Source organism: Pseudomonas sp. C9-3, from assembly GCF_032392015.1.
GTDB classification, from domain to species: Bacteria; Pseudomonadota; Gammaproteobacteria; order Pseudomonadales; family Pseudomonadaceae; genus Pseudomonas; species Pseudomonas nitroreducens.
In genome coordinates, this window is the sequence record NZ_CP135919.1 from 3907960 (window position 1) to 3932733 (window position 24774).

At 63.7% G+C, this 24774-nt stretch carries 16 protein-coding genes and 1 pseudogene; 4 read left to right on the forward strand and 13 right to left on the reverse strand.

The window, feature by feature from the left end:
* Window positions 1–33: 33 nt before the first annotated feature.
* The 5 genes from RS899_RS17710 to RS899_RS17730 form a co-directional block, all read right to left on the reverse strand.
* A complete protein-coding gene (locus tag RS899_RS17710) occupies window positions 34–330 on the reverse strand; it encodes a flagellar protein FliT (RefSeq protein WP_315807704.1) in 297 nt (98 codons plus the stop codon).
* Between the two features lie 26 nt (window positions 331–356).
* Window positions 357–737, reverse strand: coding sequence for a flagellar export chaperone FliS (gene fliS, locus RS899_RS17715; RefSeq protein WP_024764930.1), 381 nt, complete (start codon window positions 735–737; stop codon window positions 357–359).
* Between the two features lie 137 nt (window positions 738–874).
* Entirely contained in the window at window positions 875–2281 is a 1407-nt protein-coding gene (gene fliD, locus RS899_RS17720; protein ID WP_054907271.1) for a flagellar filament capping protein FliD, read from the reverse strand.
* 103 nt (window positions 2282–2384) lie between these two features.
* Window positions 2385–2726 (reverse strand): flagellar protein FlaG, encoded by a 342-nt coding sequence (locus tag RS899_RS17725; RefSeq protein WP_054907270.1) that lies wholly within the window; start codon window positions 2724–2726, stop codon window positions 2385–2387.
* Window positions 2727–2805: 79 nt separating this feature from the next.
* The gene (locus tag RS899_RS17730; RefSeq protein ID WP_024764928.1) at window positions 2806–3951 is read right to left on the reverse strand and encodes a flagellin; all 1146 of its coding nucleotides are present in this window, start codon (window positions 3949–3951) and stop codon (window positions 2806–2808) included.
* Window positions 3952–4160: 209 nt separating this feature from the next.
* Here RS899_RS17730 and RS899_RS17735 point away from each other — a divergent pair, with 209 nt between their 5' ends.
* Both RS899_RS17735 and RS899_RS17740 read left to right on the forward strand, forming a co-directional pair.
* Complete coding sequence (locus RS899_RS17735) at window positions 4161–5798, forward strand: hypothetical protein (RefSeq protein ID WP_315807705.1); 1638 nt, start codon at window positions 4161–4163, stop codon at window positions 5796–5798.
* A gap of 91 nt (window positions 5799–5889) precedes the next feature.
* Window positions 5890–7476, forward strand: coding sequence for a methyltransferase domain-containing protein (locus tag RS899_RS17740; protein WP_315807706.1), 1587 nt, complete (start codon window positions 5890–5892; stop codon window positions 7474–7476).
* A gap of 301 nt (window positions 7477–7777) precedes the next feature.
* Here RS899_RS17740 and RS899_RS17745 read toward each other — a convergent pair whose 3' ends face one another.
* From RS899_RS17745 to flgF, 8 genes are all read right to left on the reverse strand, one after another.
* Complete coding sequence (locus tag RS899_RS17745; RefSeq protein WP_024764923.1) at window positions 7778–8428, reverse strand: hypothetical protein; 651 nt, start codon at window positions 8426–8428, stop codon at window positions 7778–7780.
* Window positions 8429–8478: 50 nt separating this feature from the next.
* Window positions 8479–10074, reverse strand: a complete 1596-nt coding sequence (locus tag RS899_RS17750) for a flagellar hook-associated protein 3 (RefSeq protein WP_267919108.1) — start codon at window positions 10072–10074, stop codon at window positions 8479–8481.
* Window positions 10075–10084: 10 nt separating this feature from the next.
* On the reverse strand, window positions 10085–12082 hold the full coding sequence (flgK, locus tag RS899_RS17755) for a flagellar hook-associated protein FlgK (protein WP_315807707.1): 1998 nt from the start codon (window positions 12080–12082) through the stop codon (window positions 10085–10087).
* Window positions 12083–12116: 34 nt separating this feature from the next.
* On the reverse strand, window positions 12117–13364 hold the full coding sequence (gene flgJ / locus RS899_RS17760) for a flagellar assembly peptidoglycan hydrolase FlgJ (RefSeq protein ID WP_315807708.1): 1248 nt from the start codon (window positions 13362–13364) through the stop codon (window positions 12117–12119).
* 10 nt (window positions 13365–13374) lie between these two features.
* Window positions 13375–14463: a flagellar basal body P-ring protein FlgI gene (locus RS899_RS17765; protein WP_409978088.1), complete on the reverse strand. Its 1089-nt coding sequence runs from the start codon at window positions 14461–14463 to the stop codon at window positions 13375–13377.
* Between the two features lie 68 nt (window positions 14464–14531).
* Entirely contained in the window at window positions 14532–15224 is a 693-nt protein-coding gene (gene flgH, locus RS899_RS17770) for a flagellar basal body L-ring protein FlgH (protein ID WP_037014602.1), read from the reverse strand.
* 174 nt (window positions 15225–15398) lie between these two features.
* Window positions 15399–16184, reverse strand: a complete 786-nt coding sequence (gene flgG, locus RS899_RS17775; RefSeq protein ID WP_024764918.1) for a flagellar basal-body rod protein FlgG — start codon at window positions 16182–16184, stop codon at window positions 15399–15401.
* Between the two features lie 56 nt (window positions 16185–16240).
* The gene (gene flgF, locus RS899_RS17780) at window positions 16241–16984 is read right to left on the reverse strand and encodes a flagellar basal-body rod protein FlgF (RefSeq protein WP_024764917.1); all 744 of its coding nucleotides are present in this window, start codon (window positions 16982–16984) and stop codon (window positions 16241–16243) included.
* A 476-nt stretch (window positions 16985–17460) separates the two neighbouring features.
* Here flgF and RS899_RS30870 point away from each other — a divergent pair.
* Together RS899_RS30870 and RS899_RS30875 are read left to right on the forward strand one after the other, a co-directional pair.
* A pseudogene (locus RS899_RS30870) lies at window positions 17461–19302 on the forward strand (AMP-binding protein); the annotation flags it as partial.
* A gap of 73 nt (window positions 19303–19375) precedes the next feature.
* The gene (locus RS899_RS30875) at window positions 19376–24721 is read left to right on the forward strand and encodes a non-ribosomal peptide synthetase (RefSeq protein ID WP_409978024.1); all 5346 of its coding nucleotides are present in this window, start codon (window positions 19376–19378) and stop codon (window positions 24719–24721) included.
* The last annotated feature ends 53 nt before the right edge of the window (window positions 24722–24774 follow it).

The following is a 24774-nucleotide window of genomic DNA, read 5'->3' on the forward strand; positions in this document are numbered from 1 at the left end:
GATCACCGCCTGAAGAAAGCCGATCCGAATGGATCAGCCGAACATCTGGTAGACCTTGGCGCCCTGGTGGGAGCGGTTGACGCGGACGATCTCGCTGGCCACGTCTTCGCGCTGCCGGGTGACAGCCTGGACCAGTTCGCGGTAGAGCACCAGCAATCCTTCCAGGCTGCGCTTGAGCTCGCTGTCATCGTCCATCGGCTCGACCATCGCGGCATCGACGTGCTCGCGACACTGAAGGTCGAGCTGGGCGACCGCTTCCCAGTCTTCCTGGGCCAGTGCGGCCCCGAGAGCGAGGCGGGTCTGTTCGATCTGCTGGACGGCGAGAGTCATGTTCGGTATCTCCTGGCAGGCCGCAATCACGGAGCGATGGCGTCCCAGCCTTCCTTGATGGTGCGCAGCAGACCCGAGACTTCGTCGAGCACTTGCACTTCGTTGCTGCGGTTGGCGTCGCCCAGGCGACGGCTCATGTAGTCGTAAAGGTTGGCATAGTTTTCCGCCACCTCGCCACCCGCCTCGAAGTTCAGCGCTTCGCGCAGGCCGGCGATGATCGCAGTGGCCTTGGCGATCAGCATGCCCTTCTGGGCGAACTGCTCGCGCTCCATCGAGCCGCGCGCCTGGGCGATGCGGCTCAGGCCACCTTCCATCAGCATCTGGATCAGACGATGGGGAGAGGCGTCGTGCACCTGCGACTGGTTGTTCACATTCTGGTACTGGCGCAGCGCTGCCGAAGCGTTCATCTGATTTCCCCTTGATTCGCTGAACGATCAAATCGTCGATATTCAAAGTATCGGCGCTGGCGGGAAAACCTTTAGGCAAAAATCTGCACGGGCGTACGGCCCCGCAACCCGCCGCAGAGCGGCGGGTTGCTCAGGAATCAGCTGTCGGAGCTGCTGGTCTTGTTCAGCGCGTTGAGCGTGGTCAGCACACTGGACTTGGTGGCATTGAGCTGGGCGACCAGGGTGTCCATGGCGGTGTACTTGGCCATGAGCGTTTCGGTCAGCTTGGTCATGCGGGTATCCAGCTTGGTGGACTGGTCAGCCAGGTCGCTCAGGGTGTCGTTGAGCGCAGACTGGCGCTGGTCGATCAGGCCGTTGGTCTTGGTGTACAGGTCCATGCTGTTGCTCATGCGCGAGAGCAGGCCGCCATCACCGGTGAAGAAGCCCTGCACCGAGGAGAAGTTTTTCTCCAGGGCCTTGTCGAGCTTCTCGCTATCGACCTCCAGCGTACCGTCGTTCTTGGTGGTGACGCCCAACTGGGAGAGCAGCTTGATGCTGCCACCATCAGTGGAGGAACCAACCAGTTGGGTGCGCAGGGTGTTGAGCAGATTGCGGGTCATCGAGTCACTGGCCAGCGAGGCAGCCGACGTGGTCGGATTGCCGCTGGAATCCGTGGTGGTGGTGACCTTGGTCAGCGAGTTGATGCTGGTCATCAACGCGTTGTAGGCATCGACGAACGACTGCACGGAACTCTTCAGGCCGTCGGTGTTGGTATTGACGCTGAGGGTGGATTTGCCCTCGGCCACCAGGCTGAATTCCACGCCGCTGATGGCGCTGGAAATCTTGTTCACCGAGCTGCTCATTTCCAGCCCGTCGATGGTGTAGTTGGCATTCATCGCCGGTTTGTCGACGTAGCCGCCGGCCGTGGCGGAAGCCTTGGTGTTGGCACCGTCGATAGCCAGGACCGACAGGCTGCTATCGCCGGTGGTCGTGACGCTGATGTCACTGCCAGCACCGGTGACGCTGGAGCCCAGCACCAGGCGCGGGCCGTTCGAGTCGGTGATGATGTTGGCGGTGAAACCGCTGTCCTTGAGCTGGCTGTTGATGCTGTCGCGAATGTCCGTAAGGCTGGCGCCGGCCTTGACGTTGACCTTGTAGGTGCTGCTGCCCTGGCTGATGGTCAGGCTGCCGGCCCCGAAGGAAGCGGACTTGTCGACGTACTGGGTAGCCACCTTGGAGCTGGTCGCCAGGTTCTGTACTTCGATGTTGTAGGTGCCGGCGGAAGCGCCGGTGCCCAGGGTCGCGGTCAGCGCGTCGGTATTGGAGCTTTTGACGGCGAGGCCGGCGAAGGCATTGGAGTCGGGGTCGTTGAGCTTGCCCAGGGCGGTCTGGAAAGTCGACAGGGCGCTCTTGAGCGAACCGACACCGGAGAGCGTGGTGTTGGTGGCGGTCTTCTGGTTGGCGATCTGATTCGACTTTGGCGCCTTCTGCGCATTGACCAAAGCGGTCACGATGGAGTCGATGTCGTATCCCGACCCTACACCGTTGATCGAAGTCCCGGCCATTTGCCTACCCTCCTGTCCAATTTTCTGGCGGTTCTCAGAGTGCCGCCTGCGTCTGGTAACGCTTCATTCAAGAATCGCGCCAAGGATCTCTAATCTAAAGAGATCAGGCGCGTTCGCTGAACAACAGATTACCCGCTTCCTTCAGGCTTTCTGCCAACTTGAGTGCAACTTCCGAAGGAATCTGGCGTATGACCTCGCCAGTATCGGAGGCCACGACCTTCACGACGGTTTCGCCGCTGGCGTCGTCCACCGAAAACTCCAGGTTGCGTTGCACCGACTGGGCCTGTTCACGCAGCCGGCTGACGGCTTCGTTCAGGCTGCGAGCCTTGTTGCTGGCCGGCGATTCCTTGGCGCCCTGCGGCAAGCTGTTGCCGCTGACCGGCTTGCTGCCTGCGACGGCGCTGTCGACCGGACGCGGGTTGTTGATTCCGAGGCTGGTATCCATCAGGTGTTACCCTCCGAATGCAAAGCAAGGAAGGGCGCCGGGCGCCCTTCCTTTCCGTTTTTTGCCTTTCGGCAACCCCTTACTGGAGCAGCTTCAGGACAGCGGAAGGCAGCTGGTTGGCCTGGGCCAGAACCGCGGTGGCGGCCTGTTGCAGGGTCTGCTGCTTGGTCATCTCCGCGGTTTCTGCGGCGAAGTCCACGTCCTGGATGGTGCTGCGTGCAGCGGTGGCGTTCTCGGACACGTTCTGCAGGTTCGAGATGGTGCTGTCCAGACGGTTCTGGATGGCACCCAGCGAGGAACGCTGGCTGTCGATCTGCTTCAGGGCGGCGTCGATCACCTGGGTGGCCGATTGGGCACCTTTGGCGGTCGCGATGTCCAGCGCCTGGATGGTGGAGTTCGAGGTGACCACGGCGTGCGCGCTGCCGGCGCCAGTGCCCACACCTGCGGTGAAGTCCTTGCCGGAAGTCAGCGAGATGGAGGTGGTGGTGCCGCCGCTGCCAGCCGCGCCGGCTACTGCCGCTACGCCGCTGATGTTGGTGTTGATCGCCGAGACGATGTCGTTGGCGCTGGCGCCCTTGGCGTAGCTGACCTGGGTACCGTTGACGGTGATCGAGCCGGCGGTGGCTGCAACGCCACCGGTGCCGGAAAGCACGGTGGACAGGTCCAGGCTGGCGGAAGCCAGTTGCGAGGAGCCTTTCAGCGCGGTGGCGCTCATGTCGCTCAGGGTGAAGCTGACGGTTTCGTTGGCGTTGGCGCCGACCTGGAAGGTCAGGGTGCCGTTGGTGCCGGCGGTGCCGTCGAGCAGCTTGATACCGGAGGTGCCGCCACCGAAGGTGGTGGTCTTGGAGATACGGGTCAGTTCAGCGGTCAGCGACTTGAACTCCTGGTTCAGCGAGGTCTGGTCTTCGCTGCTGTTGGAGCCGTTGGCGGACTGCAGGGACAGTTCACGCATACGCTGCAGGATGTTGGTGGACTCCTGCAGGGCGCCTTCGGCGGCCTGGGCGATGGAGTTAGCATCCTGGGCGTTCTTCACAGCTACGTTCAGGCCGTTGACCTGGCTGGTCAGACGGTTGGAGATCTGCGAGCCGGCGGCGTCGTCCTTGGCGCTGTTGATACGCAGGCCGGTGGACAGACGGGTCATCGAAGTGTTCAGGTTGTTGGCGGCCTTGGTCAGGTTCTTTTGAACCGACAGCGAGGCGATGTTGGTGTTGACGGTAAGAGCCATGACGAATTCCTCGTGTTAGGGCTAAGTGGCCTCCCTGCCCGATTGATTCGAAATGGCGTGGAGAACCTTCGTTAGGGTTATCGTCCCAAGTCGGATGGGCTTTAACTTTTTTTTCGAGTTTTCTTCAGAACGCTCTGCAGCCCCCGGCTGGCCTCGTTCTTGCAAAGCCCCCTCGCACGCGCCAAAGCTCCGTCACCAGCAGGTTCCGCATGTCCAACCACAAGCTCCAATCCGAGATCCAGCGCCTCAGCCAGGCGCTGCAGGTTGCCGAAGACCGTGAAGATCGCGGCGAGCAGATCCGTCTGTATGAAGCCCTGGCGAAACTGGCGCCGAACACGGCGATGGTCCACGCGAAGATCGCCCGCCTGCACCTGGAACTGCAGGACCCGCAATCGGCGGAGCCCTGGGCCGAGCGAGCGCTGGACATGAGCACAGACCCCAAGGTCGATGAAGAGCTGCTCGACACGATGCGAACCCATCGGCTGTTCATCAAGAATCTCGAGCGCGCCGAGCGCTGGTACAAGGCCTCGCCAAGTTTGCCGCGCATGGCGCTGTACGGCGCTGCGCTGAGCCTGCGCAAACGCTTCGACGAAGCGGAAGCCCTCTATACCCAGGCACTGGAGAAGCCGCTGGAGCCATGGCAGCAGAGCAGCCTGCTTGGCCTGCTGGGCACGTTGTACTTCGAATGCGGCCGCTACCACGACAGCGTCGCCTGCCATCAACTGACGGTAGAACTGACGCCCAACTACTATTACGGCCCGTTCAACCTCGCCCTGTCCCTGGAGCAGGTAGGCCGTTATCAGGAGGCCTACCGCCTCTATGAACAGATGCTGCAGAAAGCACCGGAGCATTCGGGCACGCATAACAACCTGTCGCTGCTGCAGCTGCGCTTCAAGCAATTCGATGTGGCCTGGCCAAACTACGATGCGCGCTGGAAGACCTCACTGAAGGAGCATCACCAGGAGTTCAACACGCCGCGCTGGCGTGGCGAGCCACTGGAGGGCAAGACGCTTCTGGTCTGGGCCGAACAGGGCATCGGCGATCACGTCATGTTCGCCAGCATGCTGCCGGACCTGCTCAAGCTGGGCGGCCAGGTGCATGTCGAGACCTATGACCGTCTCTACCCCCTGCTGCACCGCAGCCTGCCGGGCCTCTCCATCATCCAGCGCGAAAGCACCGGCCAGGTCCACAACGGCCAACGCATGATGCACCGGCAGACCTGGCCGCGCAGCGACTACCAGATTCCCATGGGCAGCCTGGGCGAATTCCTGCGCCCTACCCTCGCTTCCTTCGCCGGCACCCGCGCCTACCTCAAGGCCGACGAGCAACTGACCCGGGCCAAGCGTGCCGAGTACCAGCAACTGTTCCCCGGCAAGCGCCTGGTAGGGATTTCCTGGCGTGGCGGCACCGACACGGCCAACGACATGCAGAGCCGTCGCATCGAGATGCAGGAGCTGGCACAACTGGCGAAGCTGGACAACGTCCAGCTCATCAACCTGCAGTACGGCAATACCGATCCGGAACGTGCCGAGGCCGAAAGCCTCGGCCTGCACATCCACCATGACGCCGCCGTCAATCCACTCAAGGACATGGATGCCCAGGCCAGCCAGCTTGCCGCGCTGGACGCCGTGCTGAGCATCGACAACACCACTGTCCACCTGGCCGGCGCGCTGGGCGTGCCGACCTTCGTGCTGCTCCAGCTCAACCCGAACTGGCGCTGGGGTGTCGACGATGCAACCAGCTATTGGTATCCGTCCGTACAACTGATCCGCAACCGCGAGCTGGGCCGCTGGGGCGAAGCCCTGGAGCAGGCCGTGCAACGCATGCGCGGAAGCGGGGTGATATGAACACCGCTGCCGCCAACTTCTTTCAACCGGCCCGCCCGTGTGGCGCCCGCCATCCCTGATCGCCAGCGACTCCGCTTGGAGGAGAACCACAGTGTCCCAACCTTTTGAAGCCCGCATTGCCCAGGCTCAGCAACTGCAACAAAGCGGTCAGCGTGAACAGGCCGTCGCCGCCTTCCGCGAGTTGCACGGCGAACGCCCGGACGACCTGCCGGTGCGCCTGAGCCTGGCCATCGCCCTGGGCGAGCTCGGCCAGCACAACGATGAAGCGCTCGAACACCTGCTGCACATCCAGCGTGCCGTGCCGGACAACGCCGCAGTGAACAGCCTGCTCGGCCGCCTGCTGGTGCGCCTGCGCCGTTACGACGAAGCCCATCCGTACCTGCACCTCGCCGTGCAAATCGACGCGGAAGACTTCGAAGTGCGCAACACCCTGGCCACCCTGGCGCTGTTCCAGGGTCACCTGGAAGAGGCCTATCACTGGCTGGCCAGCCTCTCCACCTACGAGAAGCGCGCCGACACCGCCGACCTGCTGGCCCAGCTGGAAATGCTCCAGGGCATGCGCCAGGCCGAGGCCAGCAGCTTCTTCGGCAAGGCCCGTGTCTTCGCCCGCTCGAGCAACGCCGCCACCGCCGGCGGCCCGCCCGGCGCCAAGGCGATCATGGAGCAGAACCCGAGCCAGCGTGACGACCTGCTGGCGGTCACCGGCTGGCAGCGTATCGAGTCCGGCACCCTGAACCTGCAGGCGCTGTTCGATCCGAAGGACCTGGTGCAGAAGATCGCCCCCCTGTTCTTCGAGTCCGGCAACGGCATCGTTTACCCCGCGCCATACGAGCAGGTGCCTTATATCCGCATGGGCTACTTCTACTACCAGGGCTTCCTGCAGTTCGAGGGCCGCCATGCGCCGGTGCTGATCCGCCGCGCCGCCGTGCCTTCCTCGCCGGATGTGCTGGAAGTCTGGGCCGAGCACAACCTGCGCGAACAGCTCAACCTGGTGGATGGCAACGACGTGCTCTGCTACCTGCGCAGCCCCGACGCCGCGCCGGAAGACAGCCAATGGCGCGACTGCAAGCTGGACGTGCACGAGAACTTCTTCTCGCAGTCCCAGGTATTCGGCGCCAACAAGGAGCTGTACCAGGGCCACGAAGGCTGGGACCTGCCCGGCGCCCGCCCGACGCTGTTCCGGATGGAGCGCTATGCGCTGGAAAAATGGCTCTCGCCCACCGACCGTGTGCTGGACATCGGCTGCAACATCGGCTGCTTCGGTATTGAAGTGGCACAGAAAGTCGGCAGCTACCTGGGCTTCGACAACAACGACTCGCTGATCCGTATCGCCGAGCGCCTGGCGCAATACCATGAGGTGAAGAACTGCGAATTCCGCACTTGCACCTATGAAGACCTGCGCGCCAGCGAACCGGACCTGTTCGACGTGATCTTCTCATTCGCCGTGCACGTGTGGATCGGCAAGCCGATGCCCGACTATGTTGCCGACCTGAAAAGCCTGCTCAAGCCCGGCGGCATCGTGGTCATCGAGAGCAACGACCTGAAGATGAACGACACCAAGTTCTTCGCCAACGTGCGGCACTTCTACGAGCAGGGCTTCTTCCTGCTGTACCAGGGCCAACTGCTGGACGACAAGGTCCATCACCGTGGCTTCTGCGTGTTCAAGCGACTGGACTGACTCATCGCTGTGATAAAAAAAGTCCGGCGTTTGCCGGGCTTTTTCTTTGGCCTTTGGGGGTGTTTGTAGGAGCGAGCTTGCTCGCGAACCGCCCAGTTCCTTTGCCGCCGAAATCTGTTCGCGAGCAAGCTCGCTCCCACAGGGGGATGCGGCGAGCTCGAGTATCTGCCGAAGGATCAGCAATCCTCCGCGAAGGATTTCGCGGACAAGGGCCGGGCGTCCCCTTTCTCCTGCCGGAGCCGCTCGCACTGACATGAAAAGCCTCCGCAAGGGAGGCTTTTTCTTGTCGATCAGGAGCCGATCAGTTGGCGATGACGAACGTCTCGCTGGCTTGCCAGCCGTTGCCGCTCCATTGCGGGAAACCGGTGGCCTGGCGCCAGGCGGTGGAGCAGATCAGGCAGGTGGTCACGTTGGGGAATTCAGGCGTGATGCAATCGACCATGCCCTTCCACCACAGCGGCTGGCGTACGGTGATATGGGCGTTCTCGCCGTTGGGCAGCAGCGCCTGCGCCGGATAGCAGGCGACGTTGAGGATTACCAGCCGGTCTGCACAGGAGTAGATGTCGCGCAGCACCTTGGGCACATCGGCGACGAAGATGTGTTCGAGCACGTCGAAGGACACCACGCAGTCGACTTTCCGACGCTCGTCGATGCCGCGCGCCGGCTCGTAGCGGAAGACCGATTCGAGATTGAAGTACTGCACCGCCGACTGGCCATTGTCGTCGAAGCCGGGCATGGTCCAGTCCGAACCGCCGCAGCCGTAGTCCAGGACATTGCGGATGCCGTGCCCCTGCAGAATCTCGCGGATCTGCGGGCGGAACGGGCGCAACTCGAAGTCGCTGAAGGCCACCTCGACGTGCTGCTCATCGCTGCGATCGTAGCCTTCGCGGGCCATCTGCCCGTACATCTCGATCAACTGGCGGCCCTTGGAACTGAAGTCGATATCGCCCATGTGCATGTCTTCCGAAGTGAGTGCCCGCCTTTATCGGCGGGCCGGATGAATCAGAGTTTGTTGAACAGGCTGAGCTGGCTGATCCGCGCAAACGCGGCCTGGGCCGCTTCGAGCATGGTCTGCTGCAACACCAGCTGCGACGTCGCCGCGGCCATGTCGGTGTCGCGGATCGAGGATTGGGTGGTGGTGTTGGTCAGGGCCAGGCTCTGGTTTTCCTGGGTCAGCACGTCGATGGTGTTGAGCCGTGCGCCGATCGACGACTGGGTCGCGAGCACCTGGTCGCTCGCCTTGTCCAGGTTGGTCAGTGCAGTGGCCACCATGTTGCGGATGTTCAGCTGCGCCTGCGGGTCGCCGGCCGTCGAGGTATCCAGCGCCTTGCGCAGGTCGCCGATGGTGTTGAGGATGTTCTGCCGCTCCGGCGAGCTGGCGGTGACGCTGAACTGGTCTCCGGCTGCGGGGGCCGCGCTGATGCTCATGTCCACGCCGGCGACGGTCACGGTCTGCGGGAAGGTCGCGCCCAGCGTGCCGGTGGACAAAGGCGTGGCGCCCTGGCTGGTGGGCAGCGCATAGACCTCGTAGGCGGTGGCGCTGGTGAACTTGAGCTGCACGCCGCTGCTGGGGAACTGCGTGGTATAGGCGGTGTTGTTGCTCACCGCGGCCGAGGTGATCTGCGCGGTCGAAGTGTTGGTGGCATTGCGCTTGATCGACAGGCTGTCCGGCGCTGTGCCGAAGCTGAAGCTGTAGCCGCCGACCAGGCTGTCCATGTTGCTGGCGTCGTCGCTGGAAGGCAGCGAAACGTCGAGCTGGAACTGCGAGCCACGGAAGTTGATGGCGTTGCTGTCGGTGGACGTGGCGTCGTAGGTACCGTTGGTGGTGGCCTCGCTGGTGACGTCGTTGCCGTCCTTGTCGAGGATCTGGTACTGCGTGCCGCTGAGCACTTTCAGGGTGTACGGCGCGCCGTCGCGGAAGCTGGCGTTGTACTGGCTGTCGCTGGTGACGGTCCCCTGGGACAGGAACACGCGCTGGGTGCCGTCGGTGCTCGGGTTGCTGGTCACCGAGCTGATGGTGCGACTGGCGTTGGCGGCCATCTCGAAGATGCTCCAGCCATTGTCGTTGGTCGACATCTGCAGGCTGTCGGATATCTGCAGCTTGAGCGTGCTCTGGTCGCCCTGGTAGCTGAAGCTGCCGTCGGCGTTCTGCACGAACGGCTGCACGGTGCTCTTGCTGCCGGAGAACAGGTAGTTGCCGCTGGCGTCCTTGCTGTTCATCAGGGTCAGCAGCTGGTTCTGGATCGCGCCCAGTTCATCGCTGATGGCGCCGCGGTCTTCGTCGGTCATCGAGCCGTCGCCGGCGCGCAGCGTCAGTTCGCGGGCGCGCTGCAAGGCAGTGGTGATGGAGTCGAGGACGCTCTGTTCCTGGTTCAGGCTGTTGGTCGCGCTGGTCATGTTGCCGCTGTACTGGGTCAGCAGCGCCTGCTGCTGTTCCAGTTGCAGCAGGCGCGCGGCGCCGACGGGGTCGTCGGCGGGCGTCTGGATGCGCGTGCCGCTGGAGATCTGCTCCTGCAGCTTGGACAGGGTTGCATAGCCGCGGTTGTAGTTGTCGATATTGGAGTTGAAGATCTGCGGGGTGGAAATTCGCACTACCATTTCGGCCTCCTCAGATGTTGTTGATCAAAGTGTCGAAGAGCGTCTGCGCGGTCTTGATGACCTGCGCGGAGGCCGTGTAGTACTGCTGGAACTTGACCAGGTTGGCCGCTTCCTCATCGAGGTTCACCGCCGACAGCGAATCGCGCGTGCCTTGTGCCTGGGTCAGCACCGCCTCGGTAGCGGTGGCGTCGAGCTTGGCCTGGTTGGCGGTGGCGCCAACGGTCTCCGTCAGGCTGCTGTATGCGCCGGTCAGGCTCATGCCGCTACCACTGCCGGTACCGCTGCCAACGGTCTTGGCACTCTGCAGGTCAATCAGCTTCTGCGCGTTGGTGTTGTCGGCGTCGCCGTCGCTGTTGAAGGCCACGGAGAAGCTGTCGCCCTGCCCCGGATAACCGGCGATGGTGGTCTCGAAGGTGAACGACGGCGTGCCCGGCACGGTGATGCTGAGGTCGTTGCTCTGCCCCGGCACGATGTTGCCGGTGCCCAGCGGATTGCCGGCCGAGTCGTAGATGGTATAGCCCTGGGTGCCGCCGCTGGCGGCGTCGAACACCAGCTTGACCGGCAGGCCAGCCTTGATTGCCGCCGACATGGCCGCGCTGTTGGTCGAGTCCAGCTGCGAGGTCAGGCTGGTGCCGCTGATGGTGCCGCTGCCTTTGTTGCCGGTGGTGGTGCTGACGCTCACCGCCGAGGCGAAGGCCAGGCGGTTGGAGTCGGTCATGGTGACCGAGATGTCCGCCGCGGCGGTGCGGGTCGGGATCACGGTGAAGCGGTCGCCAGCCTGCACCGTGCCGACGCTCTGCTGGCTGATGCTGAAGCCGTCGAATTCCTTCGGCGGGTTGTCGGTCAGGTCACCGCTGCCCAGCACCGTGCCATCGGAGGAACGCTTGATGGTATAGCCGGTGGCGGAGGTGAAGGTCACCTCGTAGTCACTGGTGGTCAGCGCGCCGCTGTCGGTGATGTTGACGTTGAGGTTGCCGGTGCCGGTGTTGTGGGTGTTGGCCAGGCTGCGGTTGCCGATCACGCTGGCGTCGTTGATGTCCTTGAACAGCTGCGCGCCGAAGTTGCCATTGAGGTCCAGGCCCTGGGCCAGTTGGCTGTTGAAGGTATCGGCGAGAACGATCGCCATGCGCCCCAGTTCGTTCTGGGTGCTGTCCAGCACATCGCTGCGGTAGCGCAGCAGGCCGCCCATCTGGCCGCCGGTAACCACCGAGGTGACGTCCATGGTCGAGCTGCCGGAACTCAGGCTCAGGCTGAACTGCGACGGGTTGTTGGCGCTCGGGCCGGCCGTCAGGGTGGAGGAATTGGCGCCCACCACCAGCGGCTGCCCGGAGCCCAGGTAAAGGTTGAGGCTGCTGCCCTGCTTGACCACGCTGACGCCGATCATGCCCGAGAGCTGCAGCACCGCCTGGTCGCGCTTGTCCTGCAGGTCGTTGGCGCTGGCGCCACCGGCCTCGGCCGCGATGATCGCCTGGTTGTACTGGGCGATGGTCTTGGCCAGGTCGCTGACCTGCCCGGCCAGACTGTCCATCTGCGTGTTGACGTAGCTGTTCTGGGTGCCCAGCTGGGTGGAGATCGAGTTGAAACGCTGCGCCAGGTTACTGGCCTGGGTCAGCACCAGTTGGCGCGACGCGGCGTCGGTCGGCGTGGCCGAGGCGGTCTGCAGCGAGGCGAAGAAATTCTGCATGACCTTGGACAGGCCGGTGGTGCTGTCCGACAGCAGCGAGTCGATCTGGTTGACCTGGGACAGGTAGGTCTGCGCATCGCTGTCCACCGAGGTGGCGCCGCGCAACTGGTTGGCCAGGAACTCGCTGTACATCCGGCGCACGTCCTGCACCGTGGTGCCGGTGCCGACGTAGTACTGCCCGGCGAACTGCTCGGCAGAGGTCACCTGCGACGTCGACTGGCGGGTGTAGCCGGCCGTGTTGACGTTGGTGATGTTGTTGCCGGTGGTGCTCAGTGCCGCTTGCGAGGCATTGAGTCCGGACAGTCCGATGGATAGTAGGCTCATGGGCTTTCCTTAGAGCGTTCCCTTGAGGTGGGCATCAAAGGGCGCGGGTCGGGGCGTCGGCCATCGCCACGGTCTGGTAGACCTGCATCTGCTTGGCGATCTGGTTCACCTTCCGTGCGTACTGCGGGTCGGTGGCGTAGCCGGCGCGTTGCAACTCCTTCATGAATTGGTCCGGGCGCGCGGCGGAATCCAGCGCGCCCTGGTAGCGGTCGTTGTTCTGCAGGAAGCTCACGTAATCCTGGAAGCTCTGCTCGAAGGAGTTGTAGGCGCGGAACGACGCCACCTCCCGGACCTGCTTGCCGTTCTCGAATTCGGTCGTGGTGGCGCGGGCGGAATCGCCCTTCCAGCTGGAGCCGCTCTTGATGCCGAACAGGTTGTGGCTGCTGCTGCCGTCGCGCTGGGCGATCATCTTCTTGCCCCAGCCGGTTTCCAGCGCGGCCTGGGCCACCAGGTAGCGCGGGTCGACGCCGATGCGCTTGGCGGCGCGCTCGGCCATGGGCAGCATGGTGCTGATGAAGTCGTCGGCGGAGGCGAACATCGACTTGCCCGGCTTGGTGGAGATGGCCGAGGTGTCGACGTCTGCGACCGGCACGCGGGTGTCGATCTGCTGCGTGTAGGCGCGGTTGGCACGCCAGTCGTTGCTGGCCAGCTGCGCCGGCTGGCCGGCGCTGGAAGCCACGACGTTGCCGCTGTCGGCGCCCGGCACGATACCGGCGGCGATGCGCTGGGCGAGCTTGCCCGGCAGTGCCAGGCGACGCGAGTTCAGGGCCTGGCGATCATCGCGGCCGGCTTCGGGCTGGGGCAGGTCCTTGCCGTTGGACGACCACAGGCTGCGGGTTTTCTGGCGGTCGGAGGCGGCTGCGGTGGCCGTCGCGCTCGGCGTCGCGTCGGCAGAGGCCTGGGCGCCTGCCTGGGCGAACGGGTTGTTGCCGGTGTGGCGCACGCCCTGCATCTTTTCCATCTGCTTGACCAGCACGTCGGCCAGGCCGATGCCATGGCCCTGGGTGGCCAGCGACACCGACAGCTGGTGGTCGTACATGTCCTGGTACTGCTTGGAGGCCTCGCTGTTCATCGGGTTGTCCTTGGCGAACACCTCGTTGGCCGAGCGCATGGACTTGAGCATCTCGTTCATGAACAGCGATTCGAATTCCTGGGCGACCTTGCGGATGTTGCCGGCACTGTCGCGGGCCGAACCGGTCTTCATCGCCGACAGGCGATTGAGGTCGGTGTAGGACCCGCTGTCGGTGCTGGAAGTGCTGGAGGAAAGCAGTCTGGCGTCCACGTCGGCGTCCTCAGATCACGATCAGGTCGGCTTGCAGTGCGCCGGCCTGTTTCAGGGCTTCGAGGATCGCCATCAGGTCGCTGGGCGCGGCGCCCACCTGGTTAACGGCGCGGACGATTTCATCCAGCGTGGTGCCCGGGCCGAACTTGAACATCGGCTTGGCTTCCTGGTCGGCGTTCACCCGCGAACGCGGGACCACGGCGGTCTGGCCGTTGGAGAACGGGCCGGGCTGGCTGACGATGGGGTCTTCGGTGATGGTCACGGTCAGGCTGCCGTGGGTCACGGCGGCCGGCGACACGCGCACGTTCTGGCCGATCACGATGGTGCCGGTACGCGAGTTGATGATGACCTTGGCTACGGCTTCGCCGGCCTGCACGTCGAGGTTTTCCAGCACCGACATGTAGTCCACGCGCTGGTTCGGATCCAGCGGCGCACTCACGCGCACCGAGCCGCCGTCCACCGCCTGGGCGACGCCCGGGCCGAGCAGTTCGTTGATGCGGTCGACGATGTGCTTGGCGGTGGTGAAGTCCGGGCGGTTGAGGTTCAGGGTCAGGCTGTTGCCCTGGTCGAAGCCGCTCGGCACGGCACGTTCAACCGTGGCGCCCGCCGGTATGCGGCCGGCCGACGGAACGTTGACGGTGATCTTGGAGCCATCGCGGCCCTCGGCATCGAAGCCGCCGACCACGAGGTTGCCCTGGGCGATGGCGTAGGTCTGGCCGTCGATACCCTTGAGCTGGGTCATCAGCAGGCTGCCGCCGCGCAGGCTCTTGGCGTTGCCGATGGAGGAGACGGTGACGTCGATGGCCTGGCCCGGCTTGGCGAACGGCGGCAGGTCGGCATGGATGGACACCGCCGCGACGTTCTTCAGCTGCACGTTGCCCGAACCGGCCGGGACCTTGATGCCGAACTGCGCCAGCATGTTGTTGAAGGTCTGCAGGGTGAAGGGCGTCTGGGTGGTCTGGTCGCCCGTGCCATTGAGGCCGACGACCAGGCCGTAGCCGATCAGCTGGTTGTTGCGCACGCCCTGGATGGTGGCGATGTCTTTCAGCCGCTCGGCGTGAGCAACCGGCACCATGACCACTACACAGAACACCACCATGACGTAGGAGCGGACTTTGTCCGCGATCGCTACCAACGTTTTTCCAGAGGCCATCATCGTCATCACCCTCAGAACGGGAACAGCGGGCTGAGGAAGAAGCGATCGAACCAGCCCGGCTGGCTCGCATCGGCGAACGCACCGGTGCCCGAGTAGGTGATGCGCGCGTCGGCCACGCGGGTGGACGGCACGGTGTTGTCGGTGGCGATGTCGTCGGCGCGGACCAGGCCGGCGATGCGCACCAGCTCGTTGCCGGTGTTCAGGGTCATCCACTTTTCGCCGCGCACGGCGATGATGCCGTTGGGCATGACGTCGGCGACGGTGACGGTGATCGAACCGGTCAGGCTGTTGCTCTGCCCGGCCTGGCTGTCGCCCTTGCTCTCGCGGTTGCCCGAATACTCGGCGGAGAGGCTCAGGTCACCGCTGCCCACCGGGTTGTTGGTGGTCAGGCTGCTGCCGAACATCGAGGTCAGGCCGAGCTTGTTCTTGCTGTCCTTGGAGATGTCCGAACTGGCCTTCTTGCTCGCCTGGGTCTTCTCGTTGAGGGTAATGGTGATGATGTCACCCACGCGGAAGGCCTTGCGGTCGCCGTAGAGGTTGTTCTCGAACCCGGCCTGGTAGATCGACCCGTTGTTCTGCGCAGCCGGCGCGGGCGTGCGCGGCAGCACCGGCGCGTAATAGGGGTCGTCCGGTTTGGGCGGCGGGCTCACGCACCCTGCCAACGCGGCGATGGCCAGCAGCGGAAGGAGGTGGGAACGGTTCATCTACAGCTACCTCTCGGGGAGAGCGACTACGTGTTGGCCCAAGGGCCGGTTTGTCTCACGACCGCGCGAGCTAGGTCAGGCAAGGCGAAATCGAATTTGGAAGCGGAGTTGGCTCCAGCCAATGAGCATTCCTAATTCGATTTCAACGCCGCATGGCCGACGCGCAGCCGGTCGTTAAAGGTTCTGGGTGACGAACGAGAGCATCTGGTCGGCGGTCGAGATCACCTTGGAGTTCATCTCGTAGGCGCGCTGGGTGGTGATCATGTTCACCATCTCCTCCACCACGCTGACGTTGGAGTTCTCCAGGGTGTTCTGCAGCACGGTGCCCAGGCCGTTCAGGCCGGGGGTGCCAACCTGCGGCGCGCCGCTGGCGGCGGTCTCCAGGAACAGGTTGTTGCCGGTGGCCTGCAGGCCCGCCGGGTTGATGAAGTCGGCGGTCTGGATGTTGCCGATGATCTGCGGCGTGGCGTTGCCAGCGACGGTGACCGAGACGGTGCCGTCGTTGCCGACGGTGAAGGTCTGGGTTTCCGCCGGGACGACGATGGCCGGCTCCAGGGCGTTGCCGTTGGAGGTGACGATCTGGCCGTCGGAGTTCAAGTGGAAGCTGCCGTCACGGGTGTACGCGACGGTGCCGTCCGGGGTCAGCACCTGCAGGAAGCCACGGCCGTTGATGGCCATGTCCAGCGGGTTGTCGGTGGTCTGCAGGCTGCCGGCGGTGAAGTTCTTCTGGGTGCCGACGATGCGCACACCGGTACCCAGTTGCAGGCCCGAGGGCAACTGGTTGTCCTGGGTGGTGTTGGCGCCGGGCTGCCGCTTGATCTGGTAGAGCAGGTCCTGGAACTCCGCGCGGTCACGCTTGAAGCCCGTGGTGGACACGTTCGCCAGGTTGTTCGAGATGGTCGTCAGGTTCATGTCCTGGGCGGACAGACCGGTCTTGCTGACCCAAAGTGCCGGAAGCATGTTTTCTCTCCTCGGGCGCCGGATTCATGGCGCCTCGAACGGGTAATCAGGTGTTATCAGCTGAATTGCAAAACACGCGCCATGGCCTGGGAGTCATCCTCGGCGGTGCGCATCATCTTTACGTGCAGTTCGAACTGGCGGGACAGCGCCAGGATCGAGGTCATCTCTTCGACGGCATTGACGTTGCTGGCTTCCAGCACGCCGGACTGCAGGCTGGCGTTGGCATCGGCCTGCGGCGCGGGTTGCCCGGCCTTCAGGCGGATCAGGCCATCGGCGCCCTTCTCCAGTTGCTTGGGATCGGGAGTGACCAGCTTGATGCGGTCGACGGTGGCCAGTGCATTGGGCTGGTTGCCCAGGCCCCGGACGGTGATGGTGCCGTCGTCGCCGATCTCGATCTTCTCTTCCGGCGGCACGGCAATCGGCCCGCCATTGCCGATCACCGGCATGCCGTTGCCGGTGCGCAGCTGGCCGAGGGCGTCGATTTCCAAGCTGCCGGTGCGCACGTAGGCTTCGCCGCCATCGGGCGCCTGCACGGCGATCCAGGCATCGCCCTTGGCGGCGACATCGAGGTCACGGCCGGTTTCCTGCAGGGCGCCGGCGGTGAAGTCGGTGGCCGGGCGCTCGCTCATGGCGTAGACGCGCGCCGGAAAGCTGTCACCGAAGACCGGCATCGCGCGCGCCTGTTCGAAGTCGCGACGAAAACCGCTCGTGGAAATGTTCGCCAGGTTGTTGGCGTGAGCCTGCATGGCCAGGGTGTTCTGGCTCGCTCCGCTCATGGCGACATACAGCATTCTGTCCAAGGCATTCCTCCAGTGCCGGGTCGGATTCCCGGCGGTGCTGGAATGGATCTAGCAAACCCTATGCCATGAACGAATTAAACCTATAAGAAGCTGATATAAAAGACTTTACTGAATAAAACGTTTCTGCCGAGCCAGCATTCAGACCGACAGCGGCGACGATCTGCCACCTCCGGCAACGAGCCTTTGCCGCCGCCTCGGCCTGGCATCGCAGCTCGATGTCTGCCCCCCCTCCGAGCGCGGCCTATGACTGCCGGTCAGCGTGTCGGTTCGCCAACTCTCCCCCGCCCCCCCAGCGTCCGTCCGAAGTCCGACGCATTGTCCAGTTTGCGAATTCCGCTCATTTATTCCCAGAGATACCAAGGCATCTGCGCACGCGATCCCTGATATTGGCTGAGCTGAAGCACGGAGGCCAGAAGAGTCACCTCGCACACTGGACTCACTCGTGCCGATCTCATGAAACAACGAGGTTAGTCGTCATGACACTTGATGTATTGCCACTCACCCGCACGCAGGTGCGAGCGGCCCGGGACTCTATCGCTCACTGCAATCGCTGCGTCGTCTATCGCTTGGCCGGCCGCCCCGACGCTCGGCGTCTTGAACACTCGCTGGCGCTGCTCGCCCGACACTGTCGGCCATTGCGCTGGCGAATCCTCCATGCCGAAGCCGGCTCGCGCTATCTCCTGCATGACCAAGCCCTGGCACAGCTAGACGTAATCGAGGTGGGCAGCACCGACGAAGCGAGCATTCTGAGCATGATCAACACGCTCTGCTCACAGCCACTGCGCATGGATGTGGGAGCCCCCTGGTCAATGACCCTGCTACGCGGCGAGACGACGAGTCATCTCGTGTTCGTCTGCCACCCGGGACTGTTGGACCGTTGTTCCCTGGAGCCGCTGTTCGTCGCCCTATCGCAGGTCTACGCCGGCGCCACGCTCGATGGCGAGCTTGGCCTGGATCAGCAAGCCCTGCTGGAGGCCGAAGGCACCTCCCTGGAACCGGAACAATGGCGTAGCGATCTGGCATTCTGGGTACGCGAACTCGGCGACGGAGCCTTCGTGTGGCAACCTCCCCGCTTGGAAGGCACCGCCGGCGACGCCAGCTTCTTCGTGCCGCTGGGGTCTGCCTTGAGCAACTCGCTGCGCAATCGGGCACAGGCGCTCGGAGTCAGCATCGAGTTCCTCCTGCAGGCCTGCCTGCACGTGCTGCTGCAGAAGCTGGCACGGCAGTCCGTGGTGATCACCGCACACAACATACGGGGCAGGCAAAAGACCCTGGGGCAGATTGGCCATGACGAGAGGCTGCGCTTCGTTCGCAGCGATTTCGATGATTCCATACCTCTACGCCAGTTCCTTTTGCACGCCGCAGCTCGCTCCGCTATGGCCGATTTTCACGCCAACATTCCCGCGGGCGACATACTCGAAGAGCTCAAACGCCTGCATCCGGACTACAGCATTGCCACCACCATCCTGTGCGAACGCGATTACCTGCCCCACAACGCCCTGCACCTGGATGACCTGCAAGGCCAACTGATCACGTCGCTGTGCCACCACCTCGAATACCAGGACACGGCCATCCTCCTGCGCCTGGAAGAGAACATCGGGCTCGACGTTCATCTTCGTCATCCTCAGGCCGCGCAGGGCTTGAGCATCGCCCTGGAACACTACGTCGCCTTCCTGTCCCGCTTGGATGAGCAACTCGACATCGAAATCGGCCAATTGTGCTTCGACACCGACGCCCTCGACGCCCTACGCCAGACCTGGTCCCTGGGCGCAGCGCTGCCCCACGAACCGCGCGATGTGCTCGCCTGCTTCGATGAAATCAGCCAACGACATCCCGAGCACCTCGCGGTGAAAGACGAGGATGTCCACTTCACCTATGCCGAGCTGGCAATCGGAGCGGCGCATATTGCCGAACGCCTTGCGGCGAACACGATGTCGACGGGGTTGGTCGGCATCTGCCTGAACCGGGGAGCGCGAGTCATCCCGGCCATACTGGGTACGCTGGCCTCCGGTGCAGGTTACGTACCGCTGGACCCACTGATGCCCGAGGAACGCTTGCGCTTCATGGCCACAGACGCGCAGCTGGATGCCGTCATCGCCGACGCAGCCACCGCGCCCCACGTGCGGGCGACCTTCGACTGCCCGGTGTTGCTGATCGAAGACCTGCTCGACGGTGCGATGCCAGCATCCGAACTGCGCCCTTCGTTGTTCAACCCCACCACCGCAACCTCGCTCGCCGCTTACGTCATCTACACCTCGGGTACTACCGGACGCCCTAAGGGTGTAGTAATCGAGCGCGGTATGCTTGCCCATCTTCTGGCCGCACTCGCGTTACGAGCGAGGCCCCGGCACACGCTGGCTGCAATTCGCTTCGGTCAACTTCGATGCCAGTGTGCTGGAAATCTTCAACCCGCTGACCCACGGCGGCACCTTGATCATCGCCCCGGAGCAGATCCGATCCGATCCGGCCGCGCTGTTCGCCTTCCTCGGCGACGAACACATCAGCCACACCTTTCTACCGCCCGCCGTGCTCCGACTCCTGCCGCGACGGCCACTGCCGGAGCTGAACACCATCCTCTGCGGGGGCGAAGCCTGCGACGACGACACCGTGCGCTTCTGGTCCTCCGTTCTGCGGCTGTCGAATATCTATGGCCCGACCGAAACCACCGTGATGGCGACCGAAAACACCTTCGGCAACCACAAGCTGGCCAATCAACTGGGACGCCCCCTGCCCGGCTATGCCATTCATCTGCTCGATGACCACGGACAACCGGTACCGCTGGGTGGCATCGGTGAAATCTGCATTGGCGGCGCCTCGGTCGCCCGCAGCTACCTCGGACGTCCCGAGCTGAGTGCACAGAAGTTCCTGAATACTCCCGATGCCCGCGGACGCCTGTACCGCTCCGGCGACCTGGGACGCTTCTTGCCCAATGGCGATATCGAGTTTCTCGGGCGCGGCGACTTCCAGGTGAAAGTGCGCGGCTACCGCATCGAAATCGCCGAAGTCGAACATGTGATCGCGGCCCTGCCCGAAGTCAGCGCGGTGTACATTGGCACGCAGGAACATCAAGGCAGCCTGGCACTCGTCGCCTGGTACACGGCCGAAGGACTCACCCCGGCCCAGTTGCGTCGAAGCATCGAAACTCTCCTGCCGAGCTATATGATCCCCGCGTTCCTGATTCCCGTTCCAATCTGGCCGCTAACCCTGAACGGCAAGATCGATCGCGCACGCCTGCCCGCACCCGGCGTCCCCGTCACGCAAACGGCGGTGCCTGATATGGACCCGCTCGAAAGTACCGTCCGCTCGGTGTGGGCAGCCACGCTCGGACTTGAGGAACAGGCCATCGATGAACGCAGCCACTTCCTTGAGGCGGGCGGACACTCCCTGCTCGCCACCCTCGCCTGCAGCCGGCTCGGTGCCACGCTGGGCACGAACGTCAAACCGGGACTGCTGCTCAGCCACCCCGGCTTTGCAGCTTTCTGCCAGACACTGCGCGATGCGCACCCGGGAAGCGACCGCCTGCCCACGCTGCTCTCCGACGTCCACGCCCTGCAGGGCGTGGACGTGGCAAGCGGCATCGTCCAGGCGATCTGGCATCGCACACGGCATTGCCCCTCGGACAATAGTTACAACATCATCGTGCGCCTGAACTTCAGCCGCGAGGTGAACCCGCTGGCGTTGCACACGGCGCTGATCCGGCTGTTCGACCGCGACCCTCTGTTCAAGGCACGGCTCACGGACGTGAGCGGCGAGCTCCGTCTGGTAGTTGGCGCAACTGAGCGGCCGATCATTGCCATCGAAAGCGCCACGACGCAAAGCATCGCCACGCAGCTTGAAGCCTGGCGCAGCATCCCCATTGCCCCCGATACGGCGCCAGCCTGGCGCGCCCGGCTGCTGCTGAACATCGAGAGCGGTACCTGCACCGTGCTCTTCGGCATTCATCACGCACTCTTCGATGGCTGGTCTCTCAAGCTGCTTCGGGAAGAGCTAACTGCGCTCTACGAGGGCCGAGCGGTTTCGGAGCAACCCTTGAACTGGTTCGACTACTGCGCCTGGCAGGCACGCTCGAAGCAGTCGCCGCTCTACGCCCGCGCCGAAGCCTACTGGCTCCACAAGCTCGACAGCGTACCGCTGCGAACCGACTTCCCGCAGGACAGCAACACGCGCCAGGCGGATGCCAACCACACGCTCGCGCTGCACATCACACCCGACCACAGCCGAGCCCTGCAAGCTATCGCGCGGGAACAAGGAACCACGTTGTCCCCAGTGCTCTTCGCACTGCACCTGCTGTGGCTCTGGCGCCTGACCGGGCAAGCCATATCCGTCAGCGGATACCCCCAGGCCGGTCGCGATGTGCCGGGCAGCGAAACACTCTACGGCATGCTCGTGTCGATGGCCGTGATGCGCCAACCGATCGACCCTCGCCAGCGTTTGAGTGACCTGGTTAAAGCCGTGCATGTACAGATGCTCGAAGACCGCGAACACCTGCTCGCCACGCCTTACGAAGCCGGCATCGGCGATATCGGCGCGGTCAATGTGCTGTTCAGCCTGCAAAGCGGCATCGAGTTGAACGGACGCATCGGCGAGGGTTGCGTCGAGATCGAGGAACTGCCGTCAAAGACCTCCAAAACCGACCTCTCGACCATCCTCTACCAGAACGCCAACGGCGCAATCGACGGTCGCATCGAATACGACTCTTCGCTCTTCACGGAACGTTCGATGCAAGCCATGAAGGAAGTGTTCGAGGCGCTCATCGAAGCCGCCGCCAGTACGCCTGACGCCCTGGTCGGGGAACTGCCCTATCTGAATGAAGGGCAGCGTTCACGCCTGACGGAGCTCGCCCGCGGCCTTCCGATGAACGCTATGCCGGCCTCCATTCCCCATCGTTTCGCTGCGGTCGTCGCCCGCTTCGGCGACCGCGTCGCGCTGCGCTTCGACAATGAACCCCTGAGCTATGTCGAACTGCACCGCATCAGCGACAGGATCGCCAGCGGCCTGCTGGAACATATCTCACCGGGCGCCTGCGTCGGCCTCTCCATGGTCAAGGGCCCCTATCTCGTGGCCGCCATCCTGGGAGTGCTGAAGGCCGGCTGTGCCTATGTTCCGCTCGACGCCTCGTACCCAGCGCAGCGACTGCAACACTTCGCCAGTAATTGCTCGCTTAGCGCCTGCATTGCCGATGCTCAAGGGAAGGCCGGGCTCACCGCGGCGAACCTGCAGCATCTACGCATCCTCAACCCTACCGAGCTCGCCACCGCAGCGCCACGGCCGCTTCCTGAGGTCGAGCCGGGAACGCTCGCCTACGTCATCCATACCTCGGGCTCGACCGGCAAGCCCAAAGGGGTGCTGGTCGAACACCACAGCGTGGTGCGCATGATCGATGGTGCGGCCGGACCGCTCGAATACGGGCCACCCTGCATCAGTACCTTGGTGGCGTCCATCAACTTCGACGCCAGCGTGCTGGAGATTTTCCTTGCCCTTCTGCACGGCGGCACGTTGGTCATAGTTCCGGAGGCAACGCGGCAGAAAGCGGCGGCGCTGCATCGGTTGCTGGTGAACGAGAAAGTCACCCATGCCATTCTCGCCCCGGTACTGCTGCAAGGCTTGCCGCAACAAGCCCTGCCCGATCTGCGAATACTGGCATTCGGCGGCGATACGCTGGAGGAAGGCTGCGCCCGCTGGTGGGCGGCACGGACAAGACTGTTATCGCTGTATGGCCCGACAGAGATTACCGTCATGGCAACCTGCGGGCAGATCGAAGCCGATGGCCCCGTACGGATTCTAGGCAAGCCCCTGCCGGAGTATCGGGTGTACCTGCTTAACGCTCAGCAGCAACCCGTCCCGCTCGGCGCCGTCGGTGAGTTGTACATCGGCTCGGATAACCTGGCGCGTGGCTATCAGAGCGACACCGAACTCAGCCTGCGCCGTTTCACCGACGACCCATTCGCCGGAAAGCCTTATGCGCGCATGTACCGGACCGGCGACCTAGGCCGCTATCTTCCAGACGGTAGCATTGAGTACCTGGGTCGCAATGATGCGCAGATCAAGCTACGCGGTTTCCGTATCGAACTGGGCGAAATCGAAGGCCGGCTGGCCGCGCAACCCGGCATACGGAGTGCCGTGTGCACGGTCTGCGGCGCCAACGAGCAGCGTTACCTGGCCGCATACTATATAGCGGAGCCCGATGCGGCCCTCGACGAAGAAACGCTACGACGACACATGGAAGCTGGGTTGCCGGGCTACATGCTCCCGGCCCGCTATGTCCGACTGGAAGCCCTGCCGCTGTCGGGTTCGGGCAAAGTCGACCGCTCAGCCTTGCCCACTCCCATGAGCGAGTGCAGAGGCGAGCCGCCACGCGCGGGAATCGAGACGACTATCGCCGCCATCTGGTGCGAGTTGTTGCAACTGCAGGATGTCAGCCGCGAGGACAACTTCTTCCACCTCGGCGGCAACTCGATTCTCGTCATACGAATGCACGAGCGGGTTCGCTGCGAAACCGGCCTCGACTTCACCCTACCGGCCTTCTATCACTCGCCGACTATCGAGGGCCTGGTCAGCGGCGGCGGCAAGAGCGATATCGAACGCGCCATCGCCGATGCCGTCGAACCGCTGCCCGCCCCACCCGAGCGCTTGCCGATCTGGCGGGAGGTCGAGGCGGCTGCGATCGATTCCGTGCTGCTCACCGGTAGTAGTGGCTTCGTCGGCATCCACCTGCTGAACGAACTGGCTCGGCGCGTTCGGCGTGTCTTCTGCCTGCAACGCTGTAAAACACCGGCCGCGGGCCTGGACCGTCTGAAGCACGAAGCCCGCATGGCCAATCTTGCCATCGACTTCTCCCGCGTCGAGGTATTGCCGGCCGATTTGTCGCTGCCTGGCCTGGGTCTGCATGCATCCATCTGGCAGCGCCTGGCCAGTGACGCCGAGGCGATCCTGCACTGCGGAGCGCAGGTTCATCATCTGCATAGCTATGACAGCCTCAAGGCAACCAACGTGGGGAGCACGCAGGAGTTGCTACGCCTGGCCCTTGCGGTCCGCATGAAGCCGATCTGCTTCCTCTCGACCATGTCCGTCCCCCTGTTCCTCGAAGGCGTGCAACAGGTCGACGAAAGTATCGTCAACGCTCCCCCAGCAACGGACAACGGTTACCTGCTGGGCAAGTGGGTCGGCGAGCAACGAATTGCCGCGTGCGCGCAACAGCATGGGCTGCCCGCCTCCATCTTACGGGTCGGCAATGTCACCGGAGATAGTCACAGCGGCTACAGCAATTACCGGAACAATCATTTCTGGTTGTTCAACCAGGGCTGTATTCAGCTCGGTGCCTACCCGGCCACCGGCCAGGTCATCGAGATGACGCCGGTCGATGTGCTTGCTCGGGCAATCAGCGCGCTCGCGCTGCATCCCCGTGAAGGGCTGGAGGTCTTCAACCTGCAGAGTCCACAGGTGATACCACAAGCCGACTGGTTCGCCATGCTCGGCAACCAGGGTCTGGTGGCTAGAGCGGAACCACCAGGGCAGTGGCAGAAGCGCCTGGCCACCATCGATCCCTCCAATGGCCTGGCGCTGCTGCGCGACTTCTACACGGGCGACCTGACCTGGCACGACACACCGGTACAGCAGTGCCGCACCCTCGACAGACTCGAAAGTCTCGGTGTCAGCCTGACCGTCGATTCCGTCCGGCTAGTCGAGCGCTATGTCAGCTATCTCCGCGATGAGGGCTTTCTTCCCATGAGCACCTAGCCAGGGGCATGACCCAAGCACTCGCAGCCTCCGCCTCACCCAGCACCGAATTG